18 protein-coding genes are annotated in these 21,004 nt (G+C 72.4%); 9 read left to right on the top strand and 9 right to left on the bottom strand.

Annotated features, from left to right (window positions below):
- Window positions 1-4: 4 nt before the first annotated feature.
- Together ACLJT4_RS16560 and ACLJT4_RS16555 are read right to left on the bottom strand one after the other, a co-directional pair.
- Complete coding sequence (locus tag ACLJT4_RS16560; protein ID WP_260222763.1) at window positions 5-601, bottom strand: LysE family translocator; 597 nt, start codon at window positions 599-601, stop codon at window positions 5-7.
- Window positions 602-1,244: 643 nt separating this feature from the next.
- Complete coding sequence (locus ACLJT4_RS16555; protein WP_411123082.1) at window positions 1,245-1,742, bottom strand: MarR family winged helix-turn-helix transcriptional regulator; 498 nt, start codon at window positions 1,740-1,742, stop codon at window positions 1,245-1,247.
- 170 nt (window positions 1,743-1,912) lie between these two features.
- Between ACLJT4_RS16555 and ACLJT4_RS16550 the strand changes: the two genes are divergently transcribed.
- The gene (locus tag ACLJT4_RS16550) at window positions 1,913-3,415 is read left to right on the top strand and encodes an MFS transporter (protein ID WP_411123081.1); all 1,503 of its coding nucleotides are present in this window, start codon (window positions 1,913-1,915) and stop codon (window positions 3,413-3,415) included.
- A gap of 81 nt (window positions 3,416-3,496) precedes the next feature.
- Here ACLJT4_RS16550 and ACLJT4_RS16545 read toward each other — a convergent pair whose 3' ends face one another.
- Window positions 3,497-3,649 carry a DUF6191 domain-containing protein gene (locus tag ACLJT4_RS16545; RefSeq protein ID WP_411123186.1) on the bottom strand — a complete coding sequence of 51 codons (153 nt, stop codon included), beginning with the start codon at window positions 3,647-3,649 and terminating at the stop codon, window positions 3,497-3,499.
- 50 nt (window positions 3,650-3,699) lie between these two features.
- Complete coding sequence (locus ACLJT4_RS16540; RefSeq protein WP_411123080.1) at window positions 3,700-4,605, bottom strand: NADP-dependent oxidoreductase; 906 nt, start codon at window positions 4,603-4,605, stop codon at window positions 3,700-3,702.
- 484 nt (window positions 4,606-5,089) lie between these two features.
- On the opposite strand from ACLJT4_RS16540, the gene ACLJT4_RS16535 reads away from it, so the two are divergent.
- The 6 genes from ACLJT4_RS16535 (at window position 5,090) to ACLJT4_RS16510 (ending at window position 12,712) form a co-directional block, all read left to right on the top strand.
- Window positions 5,090-6,229 (top strand): LPXTG cell wall anchor domain-containing protein, encoded by a 1,140-nt coding sequence (locus ACLJT4_RS16535; RefSeq protein WP_411123079.1) that lies wholly within the window; start codon window positions 5,090-5,092, stop codon window positions 6,227-6,229.
- Between the two features lie 110 nt (window positions 6,230-6,339).
- On the top strand, window positions 6,340-6,942 hold the full coding sequence (locus ACLJT4_RS16530) for a hypothetical protein (protein ID WP_411123078.1): 603 nt from the start codon (window positions 6,340-6,342) through the stop codon (window positions 6,940-6,942).
- A 638-nt stretch (window positions 6,943-7,580) separates the two neighbouring features.
- Complete coding sequence (locus ACLJT4_RS16525; protein ID WP_411123077.1) at window positions 7,581-8,873, top strand: helix-turn-helix domain-containing protein; 1,293 nt, start codon at window positions 7,581-7,583, stop codon at window positions 8,871-8,873.
- Window positions 8,874-8,886: 13 nt separating this feature from the next.
- Window positions 8,887-9,642 carry a toll/interleukin-1 receptor domain-containing protein gene (locus ACLJT4_RS16520; RefSeq protein WP_411123076.1) on the top strand — a complete coding sequence of 252 codons (756 nt, stop codon included), beginning with the start codon at window positions 8,887-8,889 and terminating at the stop codon, window positions 9,640-9,642.
- Entirely contained in the window at window positions 9,639-11,630 is a 1,992-nt protein-coding gene (locus ACLJT4_RS16515) for a hypothetical protein (protein ID WP_411123075.1), read from the top strand. Before ACLJT4_RS16520 ends, ACLJT4_RS16515 begins: the two co-directional genes overlap by 4 nt.
- Window positions 11,627-12,712: a hypothetical protein gene (locus tag ACLJT4_RS16510; RefSeq protein WP_411123074.1), complete on the top strand. Its 1,086-nt coding sequence runs from the start codon at window positions 11,627-11,629 to the stop codon at window positions 12,710-12,712. The genes ACLJT4_RS16515 and ACLJT4_RS16510 overlap by 4 nt, the downstream gene beginning before the upstream one ends.
- A gap of 150 nt (window positions 12,713-12,862) precedes the next feature.
- On the opposite strand, the gene helR is transcribed toward ACLJT4_RS16510, so the two are convergent.
- The 4 genes from helR to ACLJT4_RS16490 all read right to left on the bottom strand — a co-directional run bounded on the left by helR (window position 12,863) and on the right by ACLJT4_RS16490 (window position 17,961).
- Window positions 12,863-15,019 carry an RNA polymerase recycling motor ATPase HelR gene (gene helR / locus ACLJT4_RS16505; RefSeq protein WP_411123073.1) on the bottom strand — a complete coding sequence of 719 codons (2,157 nt, stop codon included), beginning with the start codon at window positions 15,017-15,019 and terminating at the stop codon, window positions 12,863-12,865.
- A 309-nt stretch (window positions 15,020-15,328) separates the two neighbouring features.
- The gene (locus tag ACLJT4_RS16500; RefSeq protein WP_411123072.1) at window positions 15,329-16,129 is read right to left on the bottom strand and encodes a GNAT family N-acetyltransferase; all 801 of its coding nucleotides are present in this window, start codon (window positions 16,127-16,129) and stop codon (window positions 15,329-15,331) included.
- Window positions 16,130-16,265: 136 nt separating this feature from the next.
- Entirely contained in the window at window positions 16,266-16,460 is a 195-nt protein-coding gene (locus ACLJT4_RS16495) for a hypothetical protein (protein WP_411123071.1), read from the bottom strand.
- A gap of 43 nt (window positions 16,461-16,503) precedes the next feature.
- On the bottom strand, window positions 16,504-17,961 hold the full coding sequence (locus ACLJT4_RS16490) for an MFS transporter (protein WP_411123070.1): 1,458 nt from the start codon (window positions 17,959-17,961) through the stop codon (window positions 16,504-16,506).
- A 58-nt stretch (window positions 17,962-18,019) separates the two neighbouring features.
- Between ACLJT4_RS16490 and ACLJT4_RS16485 the strand changes: the two genes are divergently transcribed.
- Window positions 18,020-18,550 carry a CGNR zinc finger domain-containing protein gene (locus ACLJT4_RS16485; protein WP_411123069.1) on the top strand — a complete coding sequence of 177 codons (531 nt, stop codon included), beginning with the start codon at window positions 18,020-18,022 and terminating at the stop codon, window positions 18,548-18,550.
- Window positions 18,551-18,577: 27 nt separating this feature from the next.
- Here ACLJT4_RS16485 and ACLJT4_RS16480 read toward each other — a convergent pair whose 3' ends face one another.
- Entirely contained in the window at window positions 18,578-20,032 is a 1,455-nt protein-coding gene (locus tag ACLJT4_RS16480; RefSeq protein ID WP_411123068.1) for a hypothetical protein, read from the bottom strand.
- Between the two features lie 253 nt (window positions 20,033-20,285).
- On the opposite strand from ACLJT4_RS16480, the gene ACLJT4_RS16475 reads away from it, so the two are divergent.
- Window positions 20,286-20,864: a hypothetical protein gene (locus ACLJT4_RS16475; RefSeq protein WP_411123067.1), complete on the top strand. Its 579-nt coding sequence runs from the start codon at window positions 20,286-20,288 to the stop codon at window positions 20,862-20,864.
- Window positions 20,865-21,004 lie beyond the last annotated feature (140 nt).

The following is a 21,004-nucleotide window of genomic DNA, read 5'->3' as shown; positions in this document are numbered from 1 at the left end:
TCGGCTAGAGCATGGAGCTGGTCATCACCGCGGTGCGCAGCCCGAGCGTCAACAGGACGGCGGCACTCACCCAGGCCAGCCCCACCTGCACCGCCGGCACGGCGAACAACCGCCTCGCCAGCCCGACGAGGGCGACCACCACGGCGTACCAGCCGGCGCTGATCGCGATCTGCACGGCGGTCAACGTGACCACGTCGGCGGGCGTACCACCGCCGGGCGGCAGGAACTGCGGGATCAACGCCAGATAGACGGTGGCCATCTTGGGATTGGCGGCGCTGGTGACCAGCCCTGATCGGTAAGAGCGCCACAGCGTGGCGGCGTCGCGCGCCGGGGACTCCTCCGCCGGTTGGCGTCCGAAGTTCCGTCGGTTGCGCACGGTCATGACGGCGAGGTAGCAGAGGTAGGCGGCACCGGTCAGCTTGAAGACGGTGAACACCAACTCAGAGGTCTGTGTCAGCGCGGCCAGCCCCAGGGCGGAGGTAGCCGCCCACATGAGCAAACCGGTACTGCTACCGAGAATGGTCACCAGCCCGGCCCCGCGTCCGAAACGCAGGGTCTCATTCACCAGAACCATGAATGAGGGTCCTGGGGCGGCCACCATCGCAAAAACGGTCGCGATGAAAGCCCCGTTCACCATGGGGCCGTCACGATCCCGATCTCCATTCGATCGGGAAACAGTCGTATCGCGTCCACGTCCAATTCAAACGCACCCTCTCCGAGTTCCGACACCTCCGACTGTTGATCACCACCGGCCGCACGCTATCCGCTCGCGATGGGCCAGGCAACAGTTTGTTGAATTACTTGCGGGTGGGCCGAGAACCTACGGGCCAGTAGGCATCGATTCCCGGCCAGTGGACAGCGCGACCACCAGCGCACCTCGCAGGATGCACCGCTTCGGGCGATGCATCTCAGCCATGAGCATTCCCGCGTCCGCATGCTGGACCAAGGGGGCAGGGAGGACCTTTCGACGCGCCAGGCAGGCAACACAGAGGCCGCGCCATGCACCGCGAACGCCCGGTCCCCGACCGCAGGCACCGGGCACCAGACACCAAACGCCAGACGGCAGATGACGGAGGACAGATGACGGAGGACAGACACCTGACGACAGGCACCGGAGCAGAGGCGCCAGACACTTGACCACGGGCACCGGACGACAGGCACCGGACGACAGGCATCAGAGGTCAGGCCCCGGAAGGCACGGAGCCGCGGTCGGTCGCCGCGGAACTGCCTGCTTCGCGCGGCGCTCAGCCGACGTCGGAGTCGCCCTCCAGATGCCTGGCGATGCGCAGGAGACCGGGCAGGGCGGCGCGGACGGCCGCCCGATCCACCTCGTCGAGCGCGGCGAGCGCGTCGTCCAGGCGCCGTTCGTGGGCGCCGGCCCAGGCGGTGAGTTGGGTGCGCCCGGCCTCGGTGAGGGTGACGACGGAGGCGCGGCGGTCAGCCGGGTCGACCGCGCGGGCCACCAGCCCCGCGTTGATCATCTGGCCGATGAGCCCGCTGACCGTACTGGCGGCGAGACGCTGGCGGGTGGCGAGGTCGCTGATCCTGGCCGGGGAGTGTTCCGCGAGGACCTGGAGCAGTTCGACCTGGGCCATGGGCAGTTGCTCCCACGGGTAATCGGTCCGGATGGAAGCGCGCAGCGCGCGGCGGAGCCGGGTGACGGCCTCGGTGAGCAGGCGGGCGTCCGTGCCCCCGTCGCCGGGCGCGGGCGACGGGGACGCTGGGTGGCGTTGCTGCGGCATGGACCGACTCTAGCCGCGGGCCTTCGCGCGCCGGGCGGGGCGTCCGCATCCACCCCCACACACGCATCGGCTACCGAATATTTCGGATGCCGATGTAATATGAGAGTCATGGAGGGTCCTTCGCGCGCACTGCGGTCCACGGATCAACGCCTCTCGCTCAGGGGGCCGAGGTGACGGGGCCACGCACCGCCGGTCCCCCGCGCCGACGCCTGCTGCCGAAGGCGCTGACGCACGAACGCCCGCGCCCGGAGCGCATACGCGACCTCCCCGGGGCGTGGTGGCTGGCCGTCGCCACCGTCTGCTTCGGTGCCTTCATGGGCCAGCTCGACGCCAGCGTCGTCACGCTCACCTACGGCAGCCTGCGCACCGAGTTCGGGGCCGAGCTGGCGGCCGTCGAATGGGTTTCGCTCGCCTACCTGATCACGCTGGTGGCGCTGCTCGTGCCGGCCGGTCGCCTGGCGGACGCGCACGGCCGGAAGCTGTTCTACCTGTACGGATTCGTCGTCTTCACCGCCGCGTCAGCCGCCTGCGGACTGGCCCCGTCACTGGGCGCGCTGATCGGCTGCCGGATCGTGCAGGCCGCCGGGGCCGCGATGATGCAGGCCAACAGCGTCGCCCTGGTCGCCACCAGCGCACCGCGCGGGCGGATGCGCACCGCGCTGGGCGTCCAGGCAGCGGCCCAGGCACTCGGTCTGGCCCTGGGGCCCACCGTCGGCGGCGCCCTGGTGTCCACGTTGGGCTGGCGCTGGGTCTTCGGCGTCAACGTGCCCGTCGGCCTGGTCGCCCTGGTGGCCGGGCACTACCTGCTGCCCCGCACCCGGAGTCGTCAGCACGTCACGGGCTTCGACTGGCCCGGGCTCGCCCTGCTGGCCGTGGCCACCACGTCCGGGCTGCTCGGCGTCTCGGCGGCTTCCGGTCTGCCGGTACCGGCGTGGGGCATCGGTGGCCTGTTCGTGCTCTGCGCGGTGTCGGCCTGGGCGTTCGTCGGGCGGCAGCGGCGCGCCGCGACGCCGTTGCTGGATCTGACACTACTGCGCCTGCGGGCGGTCTCGTCCGGGCTGCTCGGTGCGTTGAGCGGTTACCTGGTGCTGTTCGGACCGCTCGTCCTCGTCCCGGTCGTCCTGACGGGGAACGGGCACTCCGACCTGACCGCGGGAGCGGTGCTCACCGCGCTCCCGGCGGGCTTCGCCGCTGCCGCCACCACGGCCGACCGGCTGCTGCCCCCCACCCTGACGGACCGCACCCGGTGCCTGCTGGGCGCCGCCGTCTGCACGCTGGCGCTGACCGCCCTGCTCGTCGTCCCCCTCACCCCGACCGGTCTGGCCCCGCTGTTGGCGCTGCTCGGGGTGGGCCTGGGCATGTTCACGCCGGCCAACAACACGCTGATCATGAGCGCCATCCCGGCGGCCTCCTCCGGCACCGGCGGCGGACTGGTCAACATGACGCGGGGGCTGGGCACCGCGCTCGGCGTCGCCCTCGTCACCCTCGCCCTCCACGCCGCCCCCACCCACGGCACCCTCGACGGCCCCCGATGGGCGCTGATCGTCCTGATCGGCGCCTCCGCACTCACCCTGGCCGCGGCCTGGCTGGGGCCCAGGGCGAAGGACGGCACCCGGCACGGCCGCCGACCGGTGCGGCGCATCGCACCGCACCGACGCGGAAACGCCGGCTGAGCGGTTGGTGGAGCAGGACGCCGTCGGAGGGATCTCACCCAGCCGGATCGGGCCGTGGCCGCGCCCGACCGCACCGGAGGTTCAACGGGTCCGGCGGATCACTGGGCGCCCGCCGTCCACGTCGATGCCCATGCGGGGAGGCGCGCCGTCATACTGGTCGTCCTGCAAGGTGAGATCCGCTCGCCGCTGTTCCCGCTGGCAGCGGCGCCGGTGGGCGGCACTGTCACGGTGAATTGAGAGGCTCCCCGCAAGGCGCCCGAGGTGCTCGCCCTGCGGCCGCCGGCTCAGAAGGTCACCGCGATCTTCCCGGACAGACCGCCCCGGAGGAAGCGTCGGTGCGCGGCCCGGATCTGGTCGACGCCGAAGGCGGCGTGCAGGCGCAACCGCAGCGAACCGTCGTCGACGAGTCCGGCCAACTCGCGCAACCCGGCGCCGTCCTCGTGCACTTGGTTGACCGTGGTGCGGACGCCGCGTGCGGACAGGTCGGGGACCGGACCTGCCTGGGTGGCGATCGACGCGTACCGGCCGCCGTCCGCCACGGCGTCGGTCAGGAAGGCCCCGAAGGTGTCGAAGACCGCGTCGTAGCTCCGGGCTCGGAACGCGTCAGGGTCGGTGGCGACCACCTCGGCGCCGTGGTCACGGGCGAACGCGACCTGCGCGTCCCGGGAGACCAGCACATCAACCGCGACGCCCCGTGCGCGCGCCAGTTGGAGCGCCACCCCGCCAACCGCACCGGCGGCCCCGGCGATCAGCATCCGCTCCCCGGCAGACACCGCCAGCCAGTTCAGCGTCTGCCAGGCGGTCAGTCCGGGCAGCGGCAACGTGGCGGCCTCGACCAGGCCGACCGCCTGCGGCGCGACGGCCACGGCCGACGCGGGAAGCGCAACCAGGTCGGCCCAGGTCCCCCGGCCCGAGCCGAGCTGGTGCGACATCGCGATGACGCGTTCCCCCGCGCGCAGTCCGCTGTCGCCCCCGTCGGCCACGATGCCGGCCAGGTCCCAGCCGAGCGTCATCGGCAGCGGGGGCGTGCCCTCGCCGATGGCCCCTTCCCTCGTCTTGTCGTCGACCGGGTTGAGGCTGGACGCCACGGTCCGGATCAACACCTCCCCGGGCCCCGGCTCAGGCTCGGGAGCCTCGACGAGGTCCAGCACGTCGGGTGTGCCGAAACGGTCGATCTGTATGGCGCGCACGGAAACCCCTCACACGGTTGCGGCTGACCCGACCGACAACCCGCCGACCCGTCACGGGATTCCCGCACCCCGCGTCGCGTCACCCGGCCCGGCAACGCGAGAACCGCACAGCCGCCGCCGAGGTGCCCCTGCGGCCCTACCGCGGGGACGCGCCCAGCGACGGCCCGCGACATCAGCACGTTCGACAACTCCCGCCCGCGGTAAATGAGTTGATGGCAGGGAAGCACCCCACCCCGATCCACCACCACTCGATGCCCCCTCGAAGGCGACCCCGAACCGGAATCCGGGCGCCTTACCCCTCCACACGTCACTTCAGTGACTTCAGTGTGCAACCTTTTCGCCATACGCGTCGTCACATATGTGGCGCAACCGTGCGCACGTACGCCTGCGCACCCCCGCACACCATGCGTCATGCACGGTCTGAACGTGGCGTACGTCAACCTGTGCCGCTCAGACGGCACTTGGGATCCGAGAGGTCTGCTCGATGAAGATTCGCCGCGCCCTGACGGCCGCCGCCGCAGCCGCCGTACTGGCGCCCGCCGCCGTACTGGCCGCGCCCACCGCCGCACTCGCAACGGATCCGGTGTCCGAGGCCGGTCCCCGCACGCCCGCCACTCCCGACTCCCCCGACGCCGCCACACCGTCGGACCGGCCGGCGGATTCCGCAACGAGCGGCGGCGGAACGACCAACCCGGACGAGCCGCGGCGCCCGAGCGACGCCGCTGCCGGCGGTTCGGCGTCCCAGGACCGCGACGGGGCCACCCGCCCCTCCTCCGGGAAGCCGCCGAGAGCCGCCGGGACCGCCGAGCGGACCGGCGCCGCAGGAGCTGCCGCCGCTGGACGCACGGACGCCGTTGGTCGCGAGGACGCCGGTGGTTCCGACGGTGCGGGTCAGTCCTGCGCGTTCGAGTCCGACCAGTTGCAGGTGGCCGTCCACGGGCTGCCGTCCAAGCTGGCTGCGGGCGGCGCCTGGACCCCGTTCTCCATGAGTCTCACCAACACCACCGGCAAGCCGCTGGCGGAGGTCCAACCCTTCCTGCTCGTGTCGTCCGCCGAAGACGTCGACCGGCCGTACTGGGAGCTGGAGACCGAGTACCGCGACGCCAAGACGGGGCGGTGGAAGACCTTCCACGACGCGACGCCCGACGAGCTGTTCGGCTCCTTCGCCGTCGGCCCGGGCAGCACCCTCACGCTCCAACTGCGCACCCGCGCGGTCAAGGACGCCAAGCCCGGCGCCGGGTACGCGCTCGCCGCCGGCGACTACCGCAACCCCGACGGTTCCTGCGGTTCGGCCAAGGAAGCCTGGTACGACTTCACCATCCTCCCCGCGGGCGCGAAGCCGACCCAGTCCCCGACCGCCAAGCCCACCGAGCCGGGCAAGCCGGGCGGCACGGCCGAGCCCGGTCAGAGCGCCGCGCCCGTAGCCGGTACGGGTGGTTCCGCTTCCGCCGGTGGCCTCAGCCCGATGGGCGGCGCCCACCTCGCCGCGACCGGCTCCTCCTCCGCGCTCCCGGCGATCGCCCTCGCCGGCGGAGCCGCGCTGGTGGTCGGCGCCGGTGCGGTCATCGGCGTGCGCCGCCGCAAGGGCCTGACCGGTCCGGGCGCCACGGACGCCACCGCGTAAGCCCCACCCTTCCCCCAAGCACCTCACCACCCAAGGATCCACGGCCTGAAAACCCAACAACACGGGAAACGAAGGCACCGAGGGTCCGAAGAACCCGGAAAGAGATCTTCATGAAGCTGCGCCGCGCCCTGTCGGTCTCGGCCGCGACGGCCGCCCTGCTCCCCGTGGCGGTGGCCGCCGCACCCGCCACCCAGGCAGCCCCCGCCGCGGACATCCCGACGTGCTACGACCTCGACACCGCCTACGGGCAGTACCACAACAACACCTTCGTGGGCCGCGCGTTCGGCATACCCAAGTCGCTCACTCTCGGCACGCAGTGGACGACCTACACGGCCACCCTCACCAACGCCTCGACGAAGGAGCTGAAGTCGTTCGAACTCAGCGCCAAGCTGGGCAGTTACGTCTACAACGAGGGCGAGCGCGACCTCGGCCCGTACGGCGATCTCCAGTACTGGGACACCGCGCAGAACGCCTGGAAGACGCTGCGCCAGGCGGATGGCACGGCCCGCGGCACCATCCCCGGCCCGAAGACACTGAAGCCCCGCGAGTCCGTCCACGTCCAACTGCGGTTCAGGGTGGGTGAAGACCTGCCCATGGACCAGAACTACGACGCGTTCACCGGCATCACCGGCACCTTCGTCGACCGCTACCGCAACATGGACTGCACCGCCAGCGGCGACGCCAGCGGCGGCTTCTCCCCCCACAAGGGCTGACGCTTCCGGGAGGGGCGGAGGGGCGTCGCCGTCGGGGCCCGACGGCGGCACCCCTCCTACGACCCATGGGGTTCCGCAGGTAGCCCTTGAGGTAGGTATCTCGCCACCCCGTAGCCGGTGTTGCTGTCCATCCGCCGCGTCCCCGGTGGGCCGCCGGCCCGGTGCTTGAAGGCGGTGCCCGTCGTTCCAACCCTGCTTACGAGGCTCGGCCTTTGGCGGTCGTCCGCGACGACGAGGCCCAGGTTCCCTTCACCGACCAGTTCCCGCACGTCACCGCGGTGAACGTCTTCCTGTTGCGGCCGATCCGCACCCGGCCGTCCAGTGGCAGCGAACGCCGGCGGCCGCGCCGGGCCCCACTGCCACTGCGCTGCCAGCTCCGGCGGCCCGGGCGGCACATCCCTGCCCCGGCCGCCGCCCCGAAGCCACCGGACTCCCGGCTGTGGCACGGGCGTTGTCGCCCTGTGGATCGGCGTGGATTCCCGATCGCAACACCACCGCACGCTTCCGCGACTACTGCGCCCCCGCCGCGGAGAAGGAAACGGGAAACAGCACCGTTCGCCTTGTCCGTCCGGGCGCGGTTGGCGCACTCTTTCGTGCGGCAGCCCCGTTCACACGGACGGATGGTCATGGAGGTTCTCGTGCCGCAACCGTCCACCGCGTTCGGCGAGGAACTGAGGAAACGACGTTTGGACGCCGGCCTCAGCCTCACCGCGCTCTCGTCCGCCGTTCACTACAGCAAGGCACAACTGAGCAAGGTCGAACGAGGCATCAAGGCGCCCAGCCGCGATCTCGCCCGGTTGTGCGACGCCGCCCTCCGGGCCGGTGGAGCACTGATCGCCCTGGTCGCCGCACCGGCTTCGGCCATCCCGCAGGAGCCCGCACCCGGCGGAATCGACGAGGAGGAGTGGACGATGCAACTGTCTCCGGACGGCTCGGGGAGCTTCGAGCCCATGGGGCGGCGTCAGGTGGTGGGGGTGGGCGCCGCTTCGTTGCTGCGCTGGCGCACCGGCGGTCAGGGTCCGGTCCCGTCGGCCACGGGGGTCGGAATGTTGGCGGCGTCCCGTGACCTGTTCGCGCACTACCGGCAGCTCGGCCAGAGCGTGGAGCCCGGCTTCCTGCTCCCCGGACTGATCGCGCAGACCCACACGCTGCGGGAGTTGTCGGCACACGTCGACTCCCGCACCCGCCGGGAACTGCTGGCGCTCGGCTCCCGCTACGCCGAATACATCGGCTGGCTGGTACAGGAGACCGGCGACGACGCGGCGGCGCTGTGGTGGACCCAGCGTGCAGTGGATCTCGCGGCCGCCGGTGGTGACCGAGCGCTGGCCGGATATGCCCTGGTCCGCCGTGCCTTGGTCACCCTGTACCAGGACGACGCCGAACAGACCATCGCCCTGGCCCAGCGGGCACGGAGCGGCGCGCTCCCACCCCGGATCCGCGGACTCGCCGCTCAGCGCGAGGCACAGGGCCATGCGCTCGCGGGTGACCACGGTGCCGCTCAGGCTGCCTTGGACCAGGCCCGGGAGCTGCTCGCCGACCGGTCGGAGGCATCCGACGCACCGGTGATCGGCAGCATGCACCTGCCCGACTCGGTCAGCATGGTCCAGGGGTGGTGCCTGTACGACCTGGGGCGTCCGCGGCAGGCCGCCGAAGCACTGGACCGGCAGCTCGCACAGGTCTCTCCCCACGCGGTGCGCACCCAGGTGCGGTACGGAGTGCGCCGGGCGCTCGCATACGCCGCCGACGGCGAGATCGACCACGCCTGTGCGCTGACCGCGGCGCTGCTCGGCGGGGTCGCCGCCGTACGGTCCGCAACCGTCACGATCGACCTCCGGCGTCTCGCCCGCGTCCTGGCCCGACACTCGCAGCACGCGTCGGTGCGCCAGCTCTCCCCGCGGCTCGCCACGTTATGCCGCTCCACCACTTCCTGAAGAGGAGTCCACGATGGCCGACGTATTCATCAACTACCGGACCGGCGACGGGAACGAAGCCGCCGCCCTGATCGACAACGAGCTCTCCCACCGCTTCGGGCGGAACCTCGCCTTCCGCGCTTCGAAGTCCATTCCACCCGGGACCCCGTACCCCGATGCCCTCGTGACGAGCTTGCGGCGCAGCGCGCTGCTTCTGGCAGTGATCGGGGCCGATTGGCTCAACTTCCGCGAGAGGCTGCGCGATCCGGAGGACTGGGTGCGCAAGGAGATCCTGCTGGCGTTCGAATGCGGGCTGCCGGTGATTCCCGTCCTGGCAGGCAGGACGACAGGTCGCCTGAAGAAGGGCGATTTGCCGGACGCATTGGCGCGGCTGGCGGATCTACAGTCCGTCCGGCTGGACACGCAGAGCGCAGAAGCCGATCTCAAGCGGCTCGGCGACGTGATCGCCGAGATGGTGCCCGAGTTGCACGACGTGGAGAACGCCGACCTGCCTGGCAGCGACCTGGACACCGTGTCCAACTCGACCGGAGACGTCCTCGGAACCGCGGTGCAGAGCCGTGACGTCACCGGCGACGTCGTCGGCACCGTCATCAAGGGAGCGAGCGGACCGGTCCACTCCGGCAACGGCAACATCTACCAGAACTCCCGCCACCAGTCAGGGGGACGTCACTACTCGGGCGACGGCATGACGATCGTGGAGGGCGATCAGCAGGGCGGCATCCAGCACCGGTTCGGCGGGCGGGGACGGCACGAGGACGACGTGCGGTGAACGAACGGGGCGCAACGCGGGTCGGCAGTGCCCGCGGCGCGATGCACACCGGGTACGGGGACCTCTACAACTGGAACGTCACCATCGGCCCGCAGGAAGCGACCGGCCGCAGCCCCCGGCGCATCGCGGACGACCAGCTCCGGCGGCTCAGGCAGCGCTTCGTCGACCCGGCGGGCATGGGTGAGGCGCGCCGCCTGCTGGCGGAGCACAGCACCGTGATCCTGTCCGGCGGGCCGGGCAGTGGGAGGCATGCGGCTGCGCGCGTGCTCCTGTACGAACTCCCTCGGGAAACGGGCATCTTCCGCGAATTGCTGCCCGGCGATGAGGGGGAAGCCACCCTCACCGACGCCACGTTGGTCGGCGCCGGCGACCGGCTGTTGTTGGACCTGGCCGACGCCGGCGGAACCCGATGGGCGAAGGACTGCAGGGACCTGTCGTCGCTGCGCAAGGTCGTGCACGAGCAGCAGGCGCACTTGGTCGTCGTCATGCCGTACGGCGACGACCTGGAAGCCGACCTCCAATTCCTCCGAGCCGACATCGCACGGCCGCCGGCCGAGGAAGTGCTCCTTCGCCACTTGCGGCTCCACGGCGTACCGCACGAGGCATTCCTGCAACCGGCGCCCGCGATGGTGGAGTTCCTGGGAGAACAGCGCCCGCTCGCGGAGGTCGCGGGCTTCGCCGACCGCGTGCGTCGGGCTCGTGCCGCGGAACCGGGTGCCGGCTTCGCCCGGTGGTGCGAGCAGGCACGGGACGCGCGCAAGACCCGACGGAAGGAGGTGGCACGTCTCGTCGCCGAACGGTGCGAGGCATCTCAACGGGCGCTGCTGTTCACCACGGCCATGCTGCACGGGGCACACTCCGACGTCATCCACCGCGCCACGGACGTGCTGCTGCACCTGCCCGGGGGCCCTCGGGAGGAAGGGCCCTCGCTGGCGTGCAAGGACCTGGCCGAGCGGCTGGAGGAGATCCACGCATCGACCGGAGTGTACGGTCACGTCCAGTTCAAAGAGTTGGACTACGACGATGCGGTACGCGTCCACTTCTGGGACCACATGCCCCACCTCCGGCCCCTGTTCAGCTCGTGGACGGCCCGCAGTTCCAAGCTTGACGATCCACACCTCACCCCGAGCTTGCGCGAAGAGTTGGTGAGTCGGCTCGCCGACCAGTACTTGCGCACCAGACAGTGGCAGGGACTGGCAGCCCTGGCGGACGAGTGGACTGCCGGGGCCGGATCGCGGGCGCTGGTGCCGGCCGCCGTCCACGCGCTCTCCCGTGGCCTGGAACACCAGGAGTTCGGGAGCGCCTTCCGGCAACTGGTCCGGGTGTGGTGCCGGGACAAGCAGCTGACGAGGGAACTCGCCGACGTTCTCCGCTATGTCTGCACCAACGTCATCGCCCCGACCCACCCCGACCAGGCAATGATCCGGCTGCTTCACCTGGCGCGCCGCGAGCACGGAACAACGCCCGCGCTGGACGCCCTGTGCGCACTGGTCGCGACGAGCAGCCGGCTCAGGCGCCGCGCCCTCGATCGCGTCACCCGGCAGTCCTCCGCCCCGGCCGCCGACGCGCGCCTCTTCCTGCGGATCTGCGATCCGGGACCGCTGACGGAGCCGGGCGGAGCACCCCACGCACTGGTGGACGAGCGGTACGTACAGGAATGCGTTTCCCTCGGCTGGCACGTCGTTCTCACTCACCTGCCACAGCCTGACTGGCAGCCCTACGCGAAACGCTGGCTGCACCTCGCCTCCGACTCCGACGACCGCCGTGACCTGCTGCTCGACCTGTTGGTCCACGGCGCGGGCGGGAACGGCACCCATTTCGCCGCGCTGTACGCGGCGGCTCGTGCCGCGGAACCCACCACGAGCGGCGGCCCGGCACGCGGCGCCAAGACGACCGATCGGCTGCTCCACAAGATCTCGGCGACACAGGGCCTGCGCCCACGTGACGCATCACCTCGATCCGCGAGTCCCGGGGGGACGACACCATGACGACGGGATCCAAGACCACCACCGTGTTCCTGACCACCTTGTGCGCTCTGCTGCTGACGATCGTCGGCCTGGTGCAGCGATGGCCCGGTTGGGCCTGGGCGGCCCTCGCCGTTCTCCTCGTCGCCGTGCCCACGGTGGCCTTCAAGATCGCCGAATCGCGGCGCGGCGCGTTCACCGTCGACTTCGAGGAGCAGCGGACGGCAGTGCCCATCGAACGCCGGGAACACCGTCTCAGTTCCGTTGCGCTCCCCAGTCAGTGGGCCGACTACGACTTCCTGTTCTCCGCGACCGTGCGGTGGTACCCGCTGGATCCCAACGGCCACGGTCCGGTGGTCAATCCGGCCGGCCTCGCCGTCGAGGCGGTGCTCGAACGGGCTCGTGCGCTCACGGAGCTGCGCGATCCCGACCGCGTCTCGCTAGTCGAGCACGAGTTGGGCGGTGCGCTCAGCCGGTTGTGCCCGGACCGCACCGAACACCTCCAGGCCATGGCGGAGAACGTCACACTCACCTTGCACGAACACGATCGGGAGCGGCTGGACAAGCTGGCGGAGGTGCGCAAGGACAAGGCGGTCTGGGAACACCAACGCAAGTACGAGCAGAGCAAACGCGAGTACCTGGGCGAAGACGTGCTGAAGGACACCGGCAGTGCGGTGGTCTGGTGGCTGGCGAAGAACGGGGACCAGGTGGAGAAGACCGTGGCGGACCTCGGCCTGATCGCGCAGCTCGCGTCCGCCGCCAATGACGCGGACGTGCCCGATCGGCTGCGGTCGTTCGTGCCTCAACTCTCGGACGAGCAGGCCGACATGGAGGACCTCGACGGCCCACCCACCACCGTCGAGCGCGAGCCGACCGCCGCTGAGCACTTCGAGGCGTTCCTCACCAGTATGGGCTTCCCCGACGGGGACGCCCGGCGGAGCATGCTCGCCAAACAGGTCGCGGAGGTCATCAAGACCCAGGACCGGTACGAGACCGCCGAGGAGTTGTTGCGGCGGCTCGACCCGCCGGCGAGCTACCGACCGACTGACGAGGATCCGCCGGCCGGCGAGGACGACGCCGGATCCGAGGAGCCGCCAGGGCGATGACCCGTCGGCGCGGCGTTCGGCGGCGCGGTCGGTTTCGTGCAGGTGGTTCTGCCGGCGGTGGAGGAAGTCGTGGATCTCCTCGTGGGATGAGAGCGGTGTCTCCGGGCCGGTCCCCCCGACCCCGTGGCCGCCCCCGCGCCCCGGTCCGTGTCAGGGGCTGGTGAGGACGACCAGTTGCCGGGTCGCCCGGGTCATCGCGACGTAGCGGTCCACCGCGCCTTCGACGCCCTCCCCGAACGCCTCCGGGTCGACCAGGACGACCAGGTCGAACTCCAGGCCCTTCGACAGTTCGGGTGTCAGCGAGCGGACGCGGGGCGTTGCCCGGAACGTGGGGGCGCCGATGACGCAGGCGACCCCGTCGGCGTGCGCGGCGAGCCAGGCATCCAGGATCGTGTCGAGTTCCGCAACGGACCCGTGGGTGACGGGCACGTCGCCGTCGCGGATGGAGGTCGGCACGTTGGCGTCCGGGAGCACGGCGCGGATGACCGGCTCGGCTTCCGCCATGACCTGCGACGGCGTGCGGTAGTTGACGCTCAGCGAGGTCACCTCGATCCGGTCGAGCCCGACCCGCGCCAGTCGTTCGTGCCACGACTCGGTGAAGCCGTGCCTGGCCTGGGCCCGGTCCCCGACGATGGTGAGGCTCCGGGACGGGCAGCGCAGCAGCAGCATGTGCCACTCGGCGTCGGTCAGTTCCTGGGCCTCGTCCACGACGATGTGCGCGAACGGCCCGGCGAGCCGGTCCGGTTCGCTGCCGGGCAGGGCGGCCGCGTCGATCAGGCTGTCCTGCAGGTCCCGGCCGCGCAGCATGGTCACGGCCCCCTCGCCGTCGTCGTCGGCCGCGAGGACGTCGTCGATGACGTCGGCCATCCGGGCGCGCTCGGCGGCGACGGCGGCCTCGTGCCGGCGCTGTCGCCGGGCCGCCGCCGGGTCACCGAGCCGCTGTCGGGCCGCGTCGAGGAGCGGCAGGTCGGCCACCGTCCATGCCTGGGGCGCCTGCTTGCGCTGGAGTGTGCGCACCTCGTCGCGGCTGAGCCAGGGAGCGCACAACCGCAGGTACGCGGGGACCGACCACAGGTCGCCGACCAGGTCGGCCGCTTCGAGCAGCGGCCAGGCACGGTGGAGGGTGGTGACCAGTTCCTCGTCGTGCCGCAGTGCCCGGCCGAACAGCTCGGGCGGAACGTCCTCGTCGAGTTTGTCCAGCAGGATGGTGACCAGTTCCGCCCAGATCTGCTCGCGCGCCTCGTTGTGCGGCGTGCCGGCTCCCGCTGCCTGGAACGCGTCGGCCCAGTCATCGGCGCTCAGCCGGACGTCGGCCCAGTCCGTCATGACCGTCATCCCCTCGGTGGGCGGCTCCTCGTAGAACCTGACGGCCGCCTCGATCGCCCGCACCATCCGCGCGGACGACTTCAGCCTGGCCACCTCCGGGTCGGTCTCGCTCGCCGCCCCGGCGCCCTCGGCGACGAGGTCTCGCACGGTGCAGGTCTGCACGCCCTCCTCGCCCAGGCTGGGCAGGACGTCGGCGACGTAGGCCAGGTAGGGCTGGTGCGGCCCGACGAACAGCACCCCGCCTCGACGGTGGCCCAGGCGGGGGTCGGCGTGGAGGAGGTAGGCGGAGCGGTGCAGGGCGACGACGGTCTTGCCGGTACCGGGGCCGCCGTCGACGACCAGGGCGCCGCGGGACCCGGCCCGGATGATGGCGTCCTGGTCGGACTGGATGGTGGCGAGCACGTCCCGCATCCGGGCCGACCGGCTGCCGCCCAGGCTGGCGATGAACGCGGACTGGTCGTCGAGCGCGGCGTGCCGTCCGAGCGCCAGCGCGTCGGCGGTGAACACCTCGTCCCAGTAGTCGCCGATCCGGCCGCCGGTCCAGCGGTACCTGCGGCGGCTCGCCAGTCCCATCGGGTTGGCGTGGGTCGCCCCGAAGAACGGCTCGGCGGCCGGCGAACGCCAGTCGACGAGCAGTCGGCGCCCCGAGCCGTCGGTGAGGCCGAGCCGGCCGACGTACACGGGCTCGGGGTCGTCGGCGGTGACGATGCGCCCCAGGCACAGGTCCAGGCCGAACCGGCGCAGGGCGCGCAGGCGAGCGGTCAGCCGGTGGATCTCGGCGTCCCGGTCCATGGCGGCCCGGCCGACGCCGCCGGGTGCCTTGAGCGTGGCGTCGAGTTGGTCGGACAGCTCACCGATCGCGCGGTCGAGGCTCTCCGCGAGGGCCGCGAAGTGCCGCTCGTCCTCGGCGACCAGTGCCTGGTCCGCCTTGGCCGCGAGCCGGGCGGGAAGCGCGAACGCGCTGGTGGTCAGGGAACCCATGACATCAACCCCGATCCGCGGCCGCGGCCGCGACGTCCACCGACCCGGTGCCGGGCACCAGCAGCCGCCGGCCCCGTCCCACCGCCCGGGCGTCAGCGCCCGGCGCACAGTCCCACCACACATCACGCACTTCGGGAGTCCCCGTTTCCGCAGGTTTCTGGCTTCGGCCTGCGATTTTGCGGGACGACCGGGGCCTTGCCGCAAGCCCCCCGGTGCGCTATAAGTTAAGAGTGGCGAGGAGCGGTCGTACTCCTTGCCTTTTCTCGTTTCGGCGCCGGTGGCGCCGGTCACCTGCCGGCCGCGGCGCTCTCAGCCCTTCAGGCCGTAGAAGTGGATCCGGGAGTTCGGGGTGAAGCCGATGCGGGGGTAGACGGGGGCTCCGGCGGCGGTGGCGTGCAGGGTCGCGCGGGTCAGTCCGCGGGCCCGGGCGCCCTCGTGCAGCGCCTTGCGTGTGACGGCCTCACCGTAGCCGCGGCGTTGCCACTCGGGGGCGGTGGCGACGAGCGCGACGAAGAGGCGGCCCTCGGCCTCCACCGTCGCGGCGCACGCCACCGGAGCACCGTCCCGCAGGGCCAGATAGGCGTGCATCCGGCTCTTCCACAGGCGGGAGCCGTCCAGGCCGTCCCGGCCGGCCGCCAAGGGGAGGCCGTACGCACGGGAGTTGAGGTCCGCGTAGGCCCGCAGTTGCTCGTCCGTGGTCACCCGCTCGTACGTCAGGTCGGGGTGGGCCGGCTCGGGGACGGGGAGGAGGTCTCCGGCCATGCCGGTGCCGGGGAAGGCGTAGGCGAGGCCGGCCCGTTCGACCGCTTCGCCGAGCGCCGCGCGCGCCTCGTCGTGGAGCAGGTCCTCGAAGACCCACAGGAAGCCCGGGTGCCGCTTCGTGCGCATCAGGTCCGCTGCCTGGCCCACCCGCCGCGCGACGAGCGCCGCGTCCGCGTCCACCTCGGTCAACGCGGCGCAGTTCCAGAAGGCGAAGCGGCAGTCGGCCCAGCGCACGGCGATGCCCGGGAGGTCCCGGACGTCCGCGTGCGCGTCGCGGTCGAGCACCATGGCCCGCCAGACGACGGCGAGTTGTTCCACCGATTCGATCGACTCGGTACGGTCCGTCATCCGAATTCCCCTTCGGTCGTCACGTGTCGGGAGGGCCGCGCAGCAGCGCGCCCGGGTGTCCCGGAGGGCGGCTCCCCTGAGCAGCGATCATCGTGGACGCGCTGCGGTGGCGGGGCGCGCCACACGGAATTCACCCTCATCCGGCATCGCCGCGACCGCGTGCCGGCGGCAGCGACGACGATCCGGCCCGCTGGGCGAAGCGGCTGCGGGCCGGGCAGGCGCCGGGCGGCAGGGGCGTCAACGTCCAGGTGTGGAAGGCCGGTTCGCCCGACGATCCGGTCGTCGCGGTCGCCGAGCCGTGGGCGGCGGAAACGGGCTGGCGGGCGTCCACCACAGTGACGGCGCGGCCGGCGCCTGACGGAGAGGGGTGGCTCCTACGCGTTCATGCTCCGCGAACTGCCCCCGCTCATCGACCGGTGGCGCACGGACTTCGCGGCGCGGCGCCACCCCGACGGACCGGCACCGCCGCCACGGGGCGGGGTGAGCAGCCACAGGGCCAGCAGTCCGCTCCCCACGCCGACGGCGGCGGCGACCGCGAACACCGCGACGAGGCCATGGGCGTACCGGGCGGGCAGGGCGGCGCCCGCCGCGCCGGACGAGAACCGGTGGAACACGGAGCCGAGCACCGCGATGCCCAGCGCCAGGCCGAGTTGGCGGGCGCAGTTGGCGGCGGCGGAGGCCACGCCGCTCTGGGCCTCGGGAGCGGCGGACATGGCGACGGCGGGCAGCACGGGCGAGACGATGCCGGCGCCGATGCCGGTGAGGACCAGTCCCGGCAGGAGCGCCGGCCAGGAAGAGCCCCCCTCCACCGTCAGCATCAGGGCGTCGCCGACGCCGACGGCCACCGTGCCGCCGCCGAGCGTCCAGTGCGCCGGGAGCCGGTGCAGCATGCTGCCGAGTCCCGCGGACGTGGCGAAGAACGCCACCGGCTGCACCGTGATGACCAGGGCCGCGGGCAGCGCGGTGAGCCCCGCCCCGTCCTGCAACCAGATCGACACGACGGGCAGCGCCCCGAACGCGGCGAGGTAGTACCCCGTGGCCGCGACCAACGTGCCGTTGAACCTCCCCTTGCGGAACAGGTCCGGTGAGAGCATCGGGTTGCTGCCGGCCCGCTCCACGAGGACGAACGCGAGGAGCATCACCAGGCCGAACCCGAGGCCGAGCAGCGCCGGCGTCTCTCCCCATCCCCGCTCTCCGCCGCGGATGATGCCGAAGGTGATGCCGATCGCCGCCAGCGTGAAGGTGGCGATGCCCCGGTGGTCGATGCGGGTCGAGGTGGTGGTGTCGTCGATGAGCACCGCGGCGGAGAGGGCCAGCGTGAGCGCGCAGACCGGCACGCCCGCGAAGAAGATCCACTGCCAGGACAGGAACTGCGTCAGGACCCCGCCGGCGACGTTGCCGATCCCGGCGGCCGCACCGGCCACCGCGCCCCAGATCGCGAAGGCCACGCCCCGGTCGCGCCCGGTGTAGGTGAGCCCGATCAACGGGAGCAGGGTCGAGAACATCGCGGCACCGGCCAGACCCTGGACCGCTCGCGCGGCGATCAACACCGCGGCGCTGCCGGCCAGTCCGCACCCGAGCGTGGCGACGCCGAAGACGCCGAGGCCGGACAGGTACAGGCGTTTGCGCCCCAGGTTGTCCCCGAGCGAGCCCATGCCGAGCAGCAGCCCCGCCAGGGCGAGGGTGTAGACGTCGACGATCCACTGCGCGGCGCCGAAGCCCGAGTGCAGGTCGCGGGCCATGCCGGGCAGCGGCACCGTCACGATCGTCGAGTAGACGAGCAGCATGAACGTTCCCGAGCAGGTGGCGACCAACGGCAGCCAGGCACGCATGGTGGGGATTCCTTCCGAAGCCTCGAACCTTCCGGGACCAGGCTGCTGTAATACCCTTGTGCAGCAGAACCCTTACGGAGAAGAGCCCGTCAGGCTGATCCTGGATCTCGCCGCCCAACCGCCGTGCACGCCCTCGGAGTTCGCCGAACGGTGTGTCGCCGCGGGCATGGCGATCGACCGCCCGGTGGACGACGGGGACCTGGCGGAGATCCTGGGTTTCCTCCCGCGCTGGCTCGCGGTGGTCGACGCCGACACCCCCGAGCGGCGGGCGGCCCTGCTCAACGCGCTGCTGACGGACGCGTCCGAGCACCCCCGACTGACCGACCACGCCGACGGCGGCTGGCACATCCACTACCGTGCCGACGGCCTGGGTCTGGCCGGTGTGGTGCGGGCGGTGGTCAGCGTGGGCACCGCCCTGCACCTGACCGGCCGCGGCATGGACCGGCTGGGCCGGTGCGCCCTGCTCGAATGCGGGCGGGCGTACGGCGACTTCACGCGCGGCGGTCGGCAGCGCTACTGCTCCCCCGCCTGCGCGAACCGCGACGCCGTACGCCGCTTCCGCGCCCGCCAGGCCGCGCGGAAGCCGTGAGGCCGGCGGCGCAGCACCCGCCCCGGCTCACCACCCCGTCCGGCCCGCCGCCCGCAACTCCGCCCGCGCGCAGCGCACTTCGTCGATGGCCTGGAGGTGCCCGCCGTCGGCGGCGCAGCGCCCGGCCCGTTCCAGCAGTCGGGTGGCCTCCTTCGGCGCCGTGCCGCCCCGTACGCGGGCCAGCGCCGTGAGGGCGAACGCCAGGGCGGTGCCGCCGAACGGCTCGGCGAGTTCGACCGAGGCCAGGGCCAGGCGCTGCGCGTCCACCCGCTCGCCGCACAGCAGATGGAGTTCGGCGAGGTTGGCACGCTCGAAGGCGGTGGCCGTGGGGCGGCCCGCCTGTTCGGCCAGGGCCAGTGCGCGGTGGCCGTGGGTCAGCGCGTCGCCGTACCGGCCCGCGCGGCGCTCGGTCTCCCGCAGCACGGACAGCACGGTGGCCAGCAGGGCCCGGTCACCGGACGCCTCGGCCGGCGCCAGTGCCGCGGCGGCGGGGCCGGCCGCCTCGTGGGCCAGGCCCGACAGGCCCAGGCACACCGTCTGCTGCGCCCGCGAGCGGGCCAGCAGCACGGCATCGTCGGCGCCCTGGGCCGCGGCGCAGTGCTCCGCCGCCCGGGCGGCCGCCAGGCCCTCCTCGTAGCGGCCGCAGTAGGACAGCACCGCGGAGTGGGCCATGTGGTGGGCGGCCCGGATGGGGTCGGGGGCGCCGGGGCCGGGCGGATGGGCGGCCAGGACGGCGAGGGCCTCGTGGGCCCCCGGGCCGCGGCCGAGCACCTCCGCCAGGCGGGCGGCGGCCAGCGTGCAGGCATCGCGCTGCCCTTGTCGCTCGTACGAACCGAGGGCCTCGCGCACCACGGTGACGGCCTCCGCGTACCGTCCCGAACGGTCCAGGTGCAGCGCCCAGTCCAGCCGTACCCGCGCCGCGTCCGCCTCGGGCCGCACGGACCGGCCGCCGCGGGGCCGGCCGGCTGCAGCCAGGGCCCGCCGGAGTTCGGCCCGCCGTTGCGCCAGTCGCGTGCGGGCCGGTTCGGCCCAGGGCGCGTGGCGGTCCTCGGGCAGCAGCTCGCCGCTCAACGCCTCCAGGGCACGGGTGAGCGCGCGGTGCCCGCCATGGCGCAGGGCCCGCCGGGCGGCGGCTTCCGCCTCGTCGGTGTCCACGCGTACCGTGTGCGGTGCCAGCCGCAGCAGGTCGCCGTCGGCGGTCAGGTACGCGGAGGCGCCGCGCGGCGGGAGTTCGGGTTCCATTGCGTGCCGGGCGGTGTGCAGCGCCACCCGCAGGCTGCCGAGCGCGGACCGGAGTTCGGCGTGCGGCCAGCAGGCCGCCATGACCTGTTCGCGGTGCAGCGCGTGGTCGGGGGCGAGGGCCAGCAGCTTGACGAGCGTCCGGGCGCCGGGTCGGGACCAGCGTTCCACGGGCGGGGCCCCGTCCTCGCGGACCAGCCGGAACCCGCCGAGCAGTCGAATGCGCAGCATGGGGGGAGGCATCGGCCGGTCACTCTAATCGGTTCCGAACGGCTCTGGTGGATCGCGGAGTTACACCGGCGTTACTGGCCGGATCCGGTCGCCGGTCGGGGCACGTCGGTCGGGCTCCGGTCGGTGGGAACGCGCCAATGTCGTCGGGGCGGCCGGGATCCCGGGGGACCTGCGTTGACGGTGTGACGGGCGGTTGCTGGGATGGGCGGGTGCGCAGCGCCCGGCCGGCGGCGTCGTTCCCATCCCACGTCCCTGAGGAGGAAGCGTGAAGCGCTCCCCTGCCCTTGCCGTGTCCGTTCTCGTCCTGGTGTCCGGTACCGCCGTGGCGGCCAACGCCGCCGGTCCGGCCGCCGCTCCCGCGCCCCATGCCCGCTCCGCGGCGGCGGCCTGGTGCGAGAAGCAGGGCGGTACGGCGGAGACCCGCGTCCCGTACTACACGGGCACCGGCAACAAGCTCACCCCGCTGGGCGGCGAGCGTGAGATGTGCGTCTTCGCGGCCGCCGACGGCAGCAAGATCATGATCGCCGCGGACACCCTGGCCGCGGACAAGCCGACCCTGGCCGCGCTCGCCTACGTCCGCAAGCCCGGCGGCCCGAGCAGCCCGGGCAATCCGTCCATCGCCTACTGCCAGGGCATCAACGGCACCGCCATGTTCGGCAACAAGCCCACGGACGGCGGCGGTTGGGGCGCCAAGAACGAGACCGACCCGTCCAAGGCGACCTCCAGCTGCATGTTCGCCGACGGCTCACTGATCGACGCCTGGGGGCTGAAGTACCACCAGGGCGGGGTGATCCGCGGCGCCGATCTGACGAAGAAGTTCCAGGCGACCATCCCGGGGGCGTGAACGGCCGGCCGCGGCCGTCGGCGTCTCAGGCCGGCGGCGCGAGGTGTTCGACGATGACGGGCGTGCCGCTGCTGCCGGGACGTACGGCGTGCGCGACGCCCGCCTCGACGACGTGCGCCTCCCCGGCACGCACCTCGACC

Source organism: Streptomyces sp. x-19, from assembly GCF_046549115.1.
In the GTDB taxonomy this organism is placed as follows: domain Bacteria; phylum Actinomycetota; class Actinomycetes; order Streptomycetales; family Streptomycetaceae; genus Streptomyces; species Streptomyces albulus_C.
This window is presented reverse-complemented; position numbering and strand designations above follow the sequence as displayed.

What these genes read in the sequence shown, in the direction of transcription:
- ACLJT4_RS16560 (WP_260222763.1), bottom strand. Translation starts at nt 601, where the DNA reads ATGGTGGCCGCCCCAGGACCCTCATTCATGGTTCTGGTGAATGAGACC.
- ACLJT4_RS16555 (WP_411123082.1), bottom strand. Translation starts at nt 1,742, where the DNA reads ATGCCGCAGCAACGCCACCCAGCGTCCCCGTCGCCCGCGCCCGGCGAC.
- ACLJT4_RS16535 (WP_411123079.1), top strand. Translation starts at nt 5,090, where the DNA reads ATGAAGATTCGCCGCGCCCTGACGGCCGCCGCCGCAGCCGCCGTACTG.
- ACLJT4_RS16530 (WP_411123078.1), top strand. Translation starts at nt 6,340, where the DNA reads ATGAAGCTGCGCCGCGCCCTGTCGGTCTCGGCCGCGACGGCCGCCCTG.
- ACLJT4_RS16520 (WP_411123076.1), top strand. Translation starts at nt 8,887, where the DNA reads ATGGCCGACGTATTCATCAACTACCGGACCGGCGACGGGAACGAAGCC.
- ACLJT4_RS16510 (WP_411123074.1), top strand. Translation starts at nt 11,627, where the DNA reads ATGACGACGGGATCCAAGACCACCACCGTGTTCCTGACCACCTTGTGC.
- helR (WP_411123073.1), bottom strand. Translation starts at nt 15,019, where the DNA reads ATGGGTTCCCTGACCACCAGCGCGTTCGCGCTTCCCGCCCGGCTCGCG.
- ACLJT4_RS16500 (WP_411123072.1), bottom strand. Translation starts at nt 16,129, where the DNA reads ATGACGGACCGTACCGAGTCGATCGAATCGGTGGAACAACTCGCCGTC.
- ACLJT4_RS16490 (WP_411123070.1), bottom strand. Translation starts at nt 17,961, where the DNA reads ATGCGTGCCTGGCTGCCGTTGGTCGCCACCTGCTCGGGAACGTTCATG.
- ACLJT4_RS16480 (WP_411123068.1), bottom strand. Translation starts at nt 20,032, where the DNA reads ATGCCTCCCCCCATGCTGCGCATTCGACTGCTCGGCGGGTTCCGGCTG.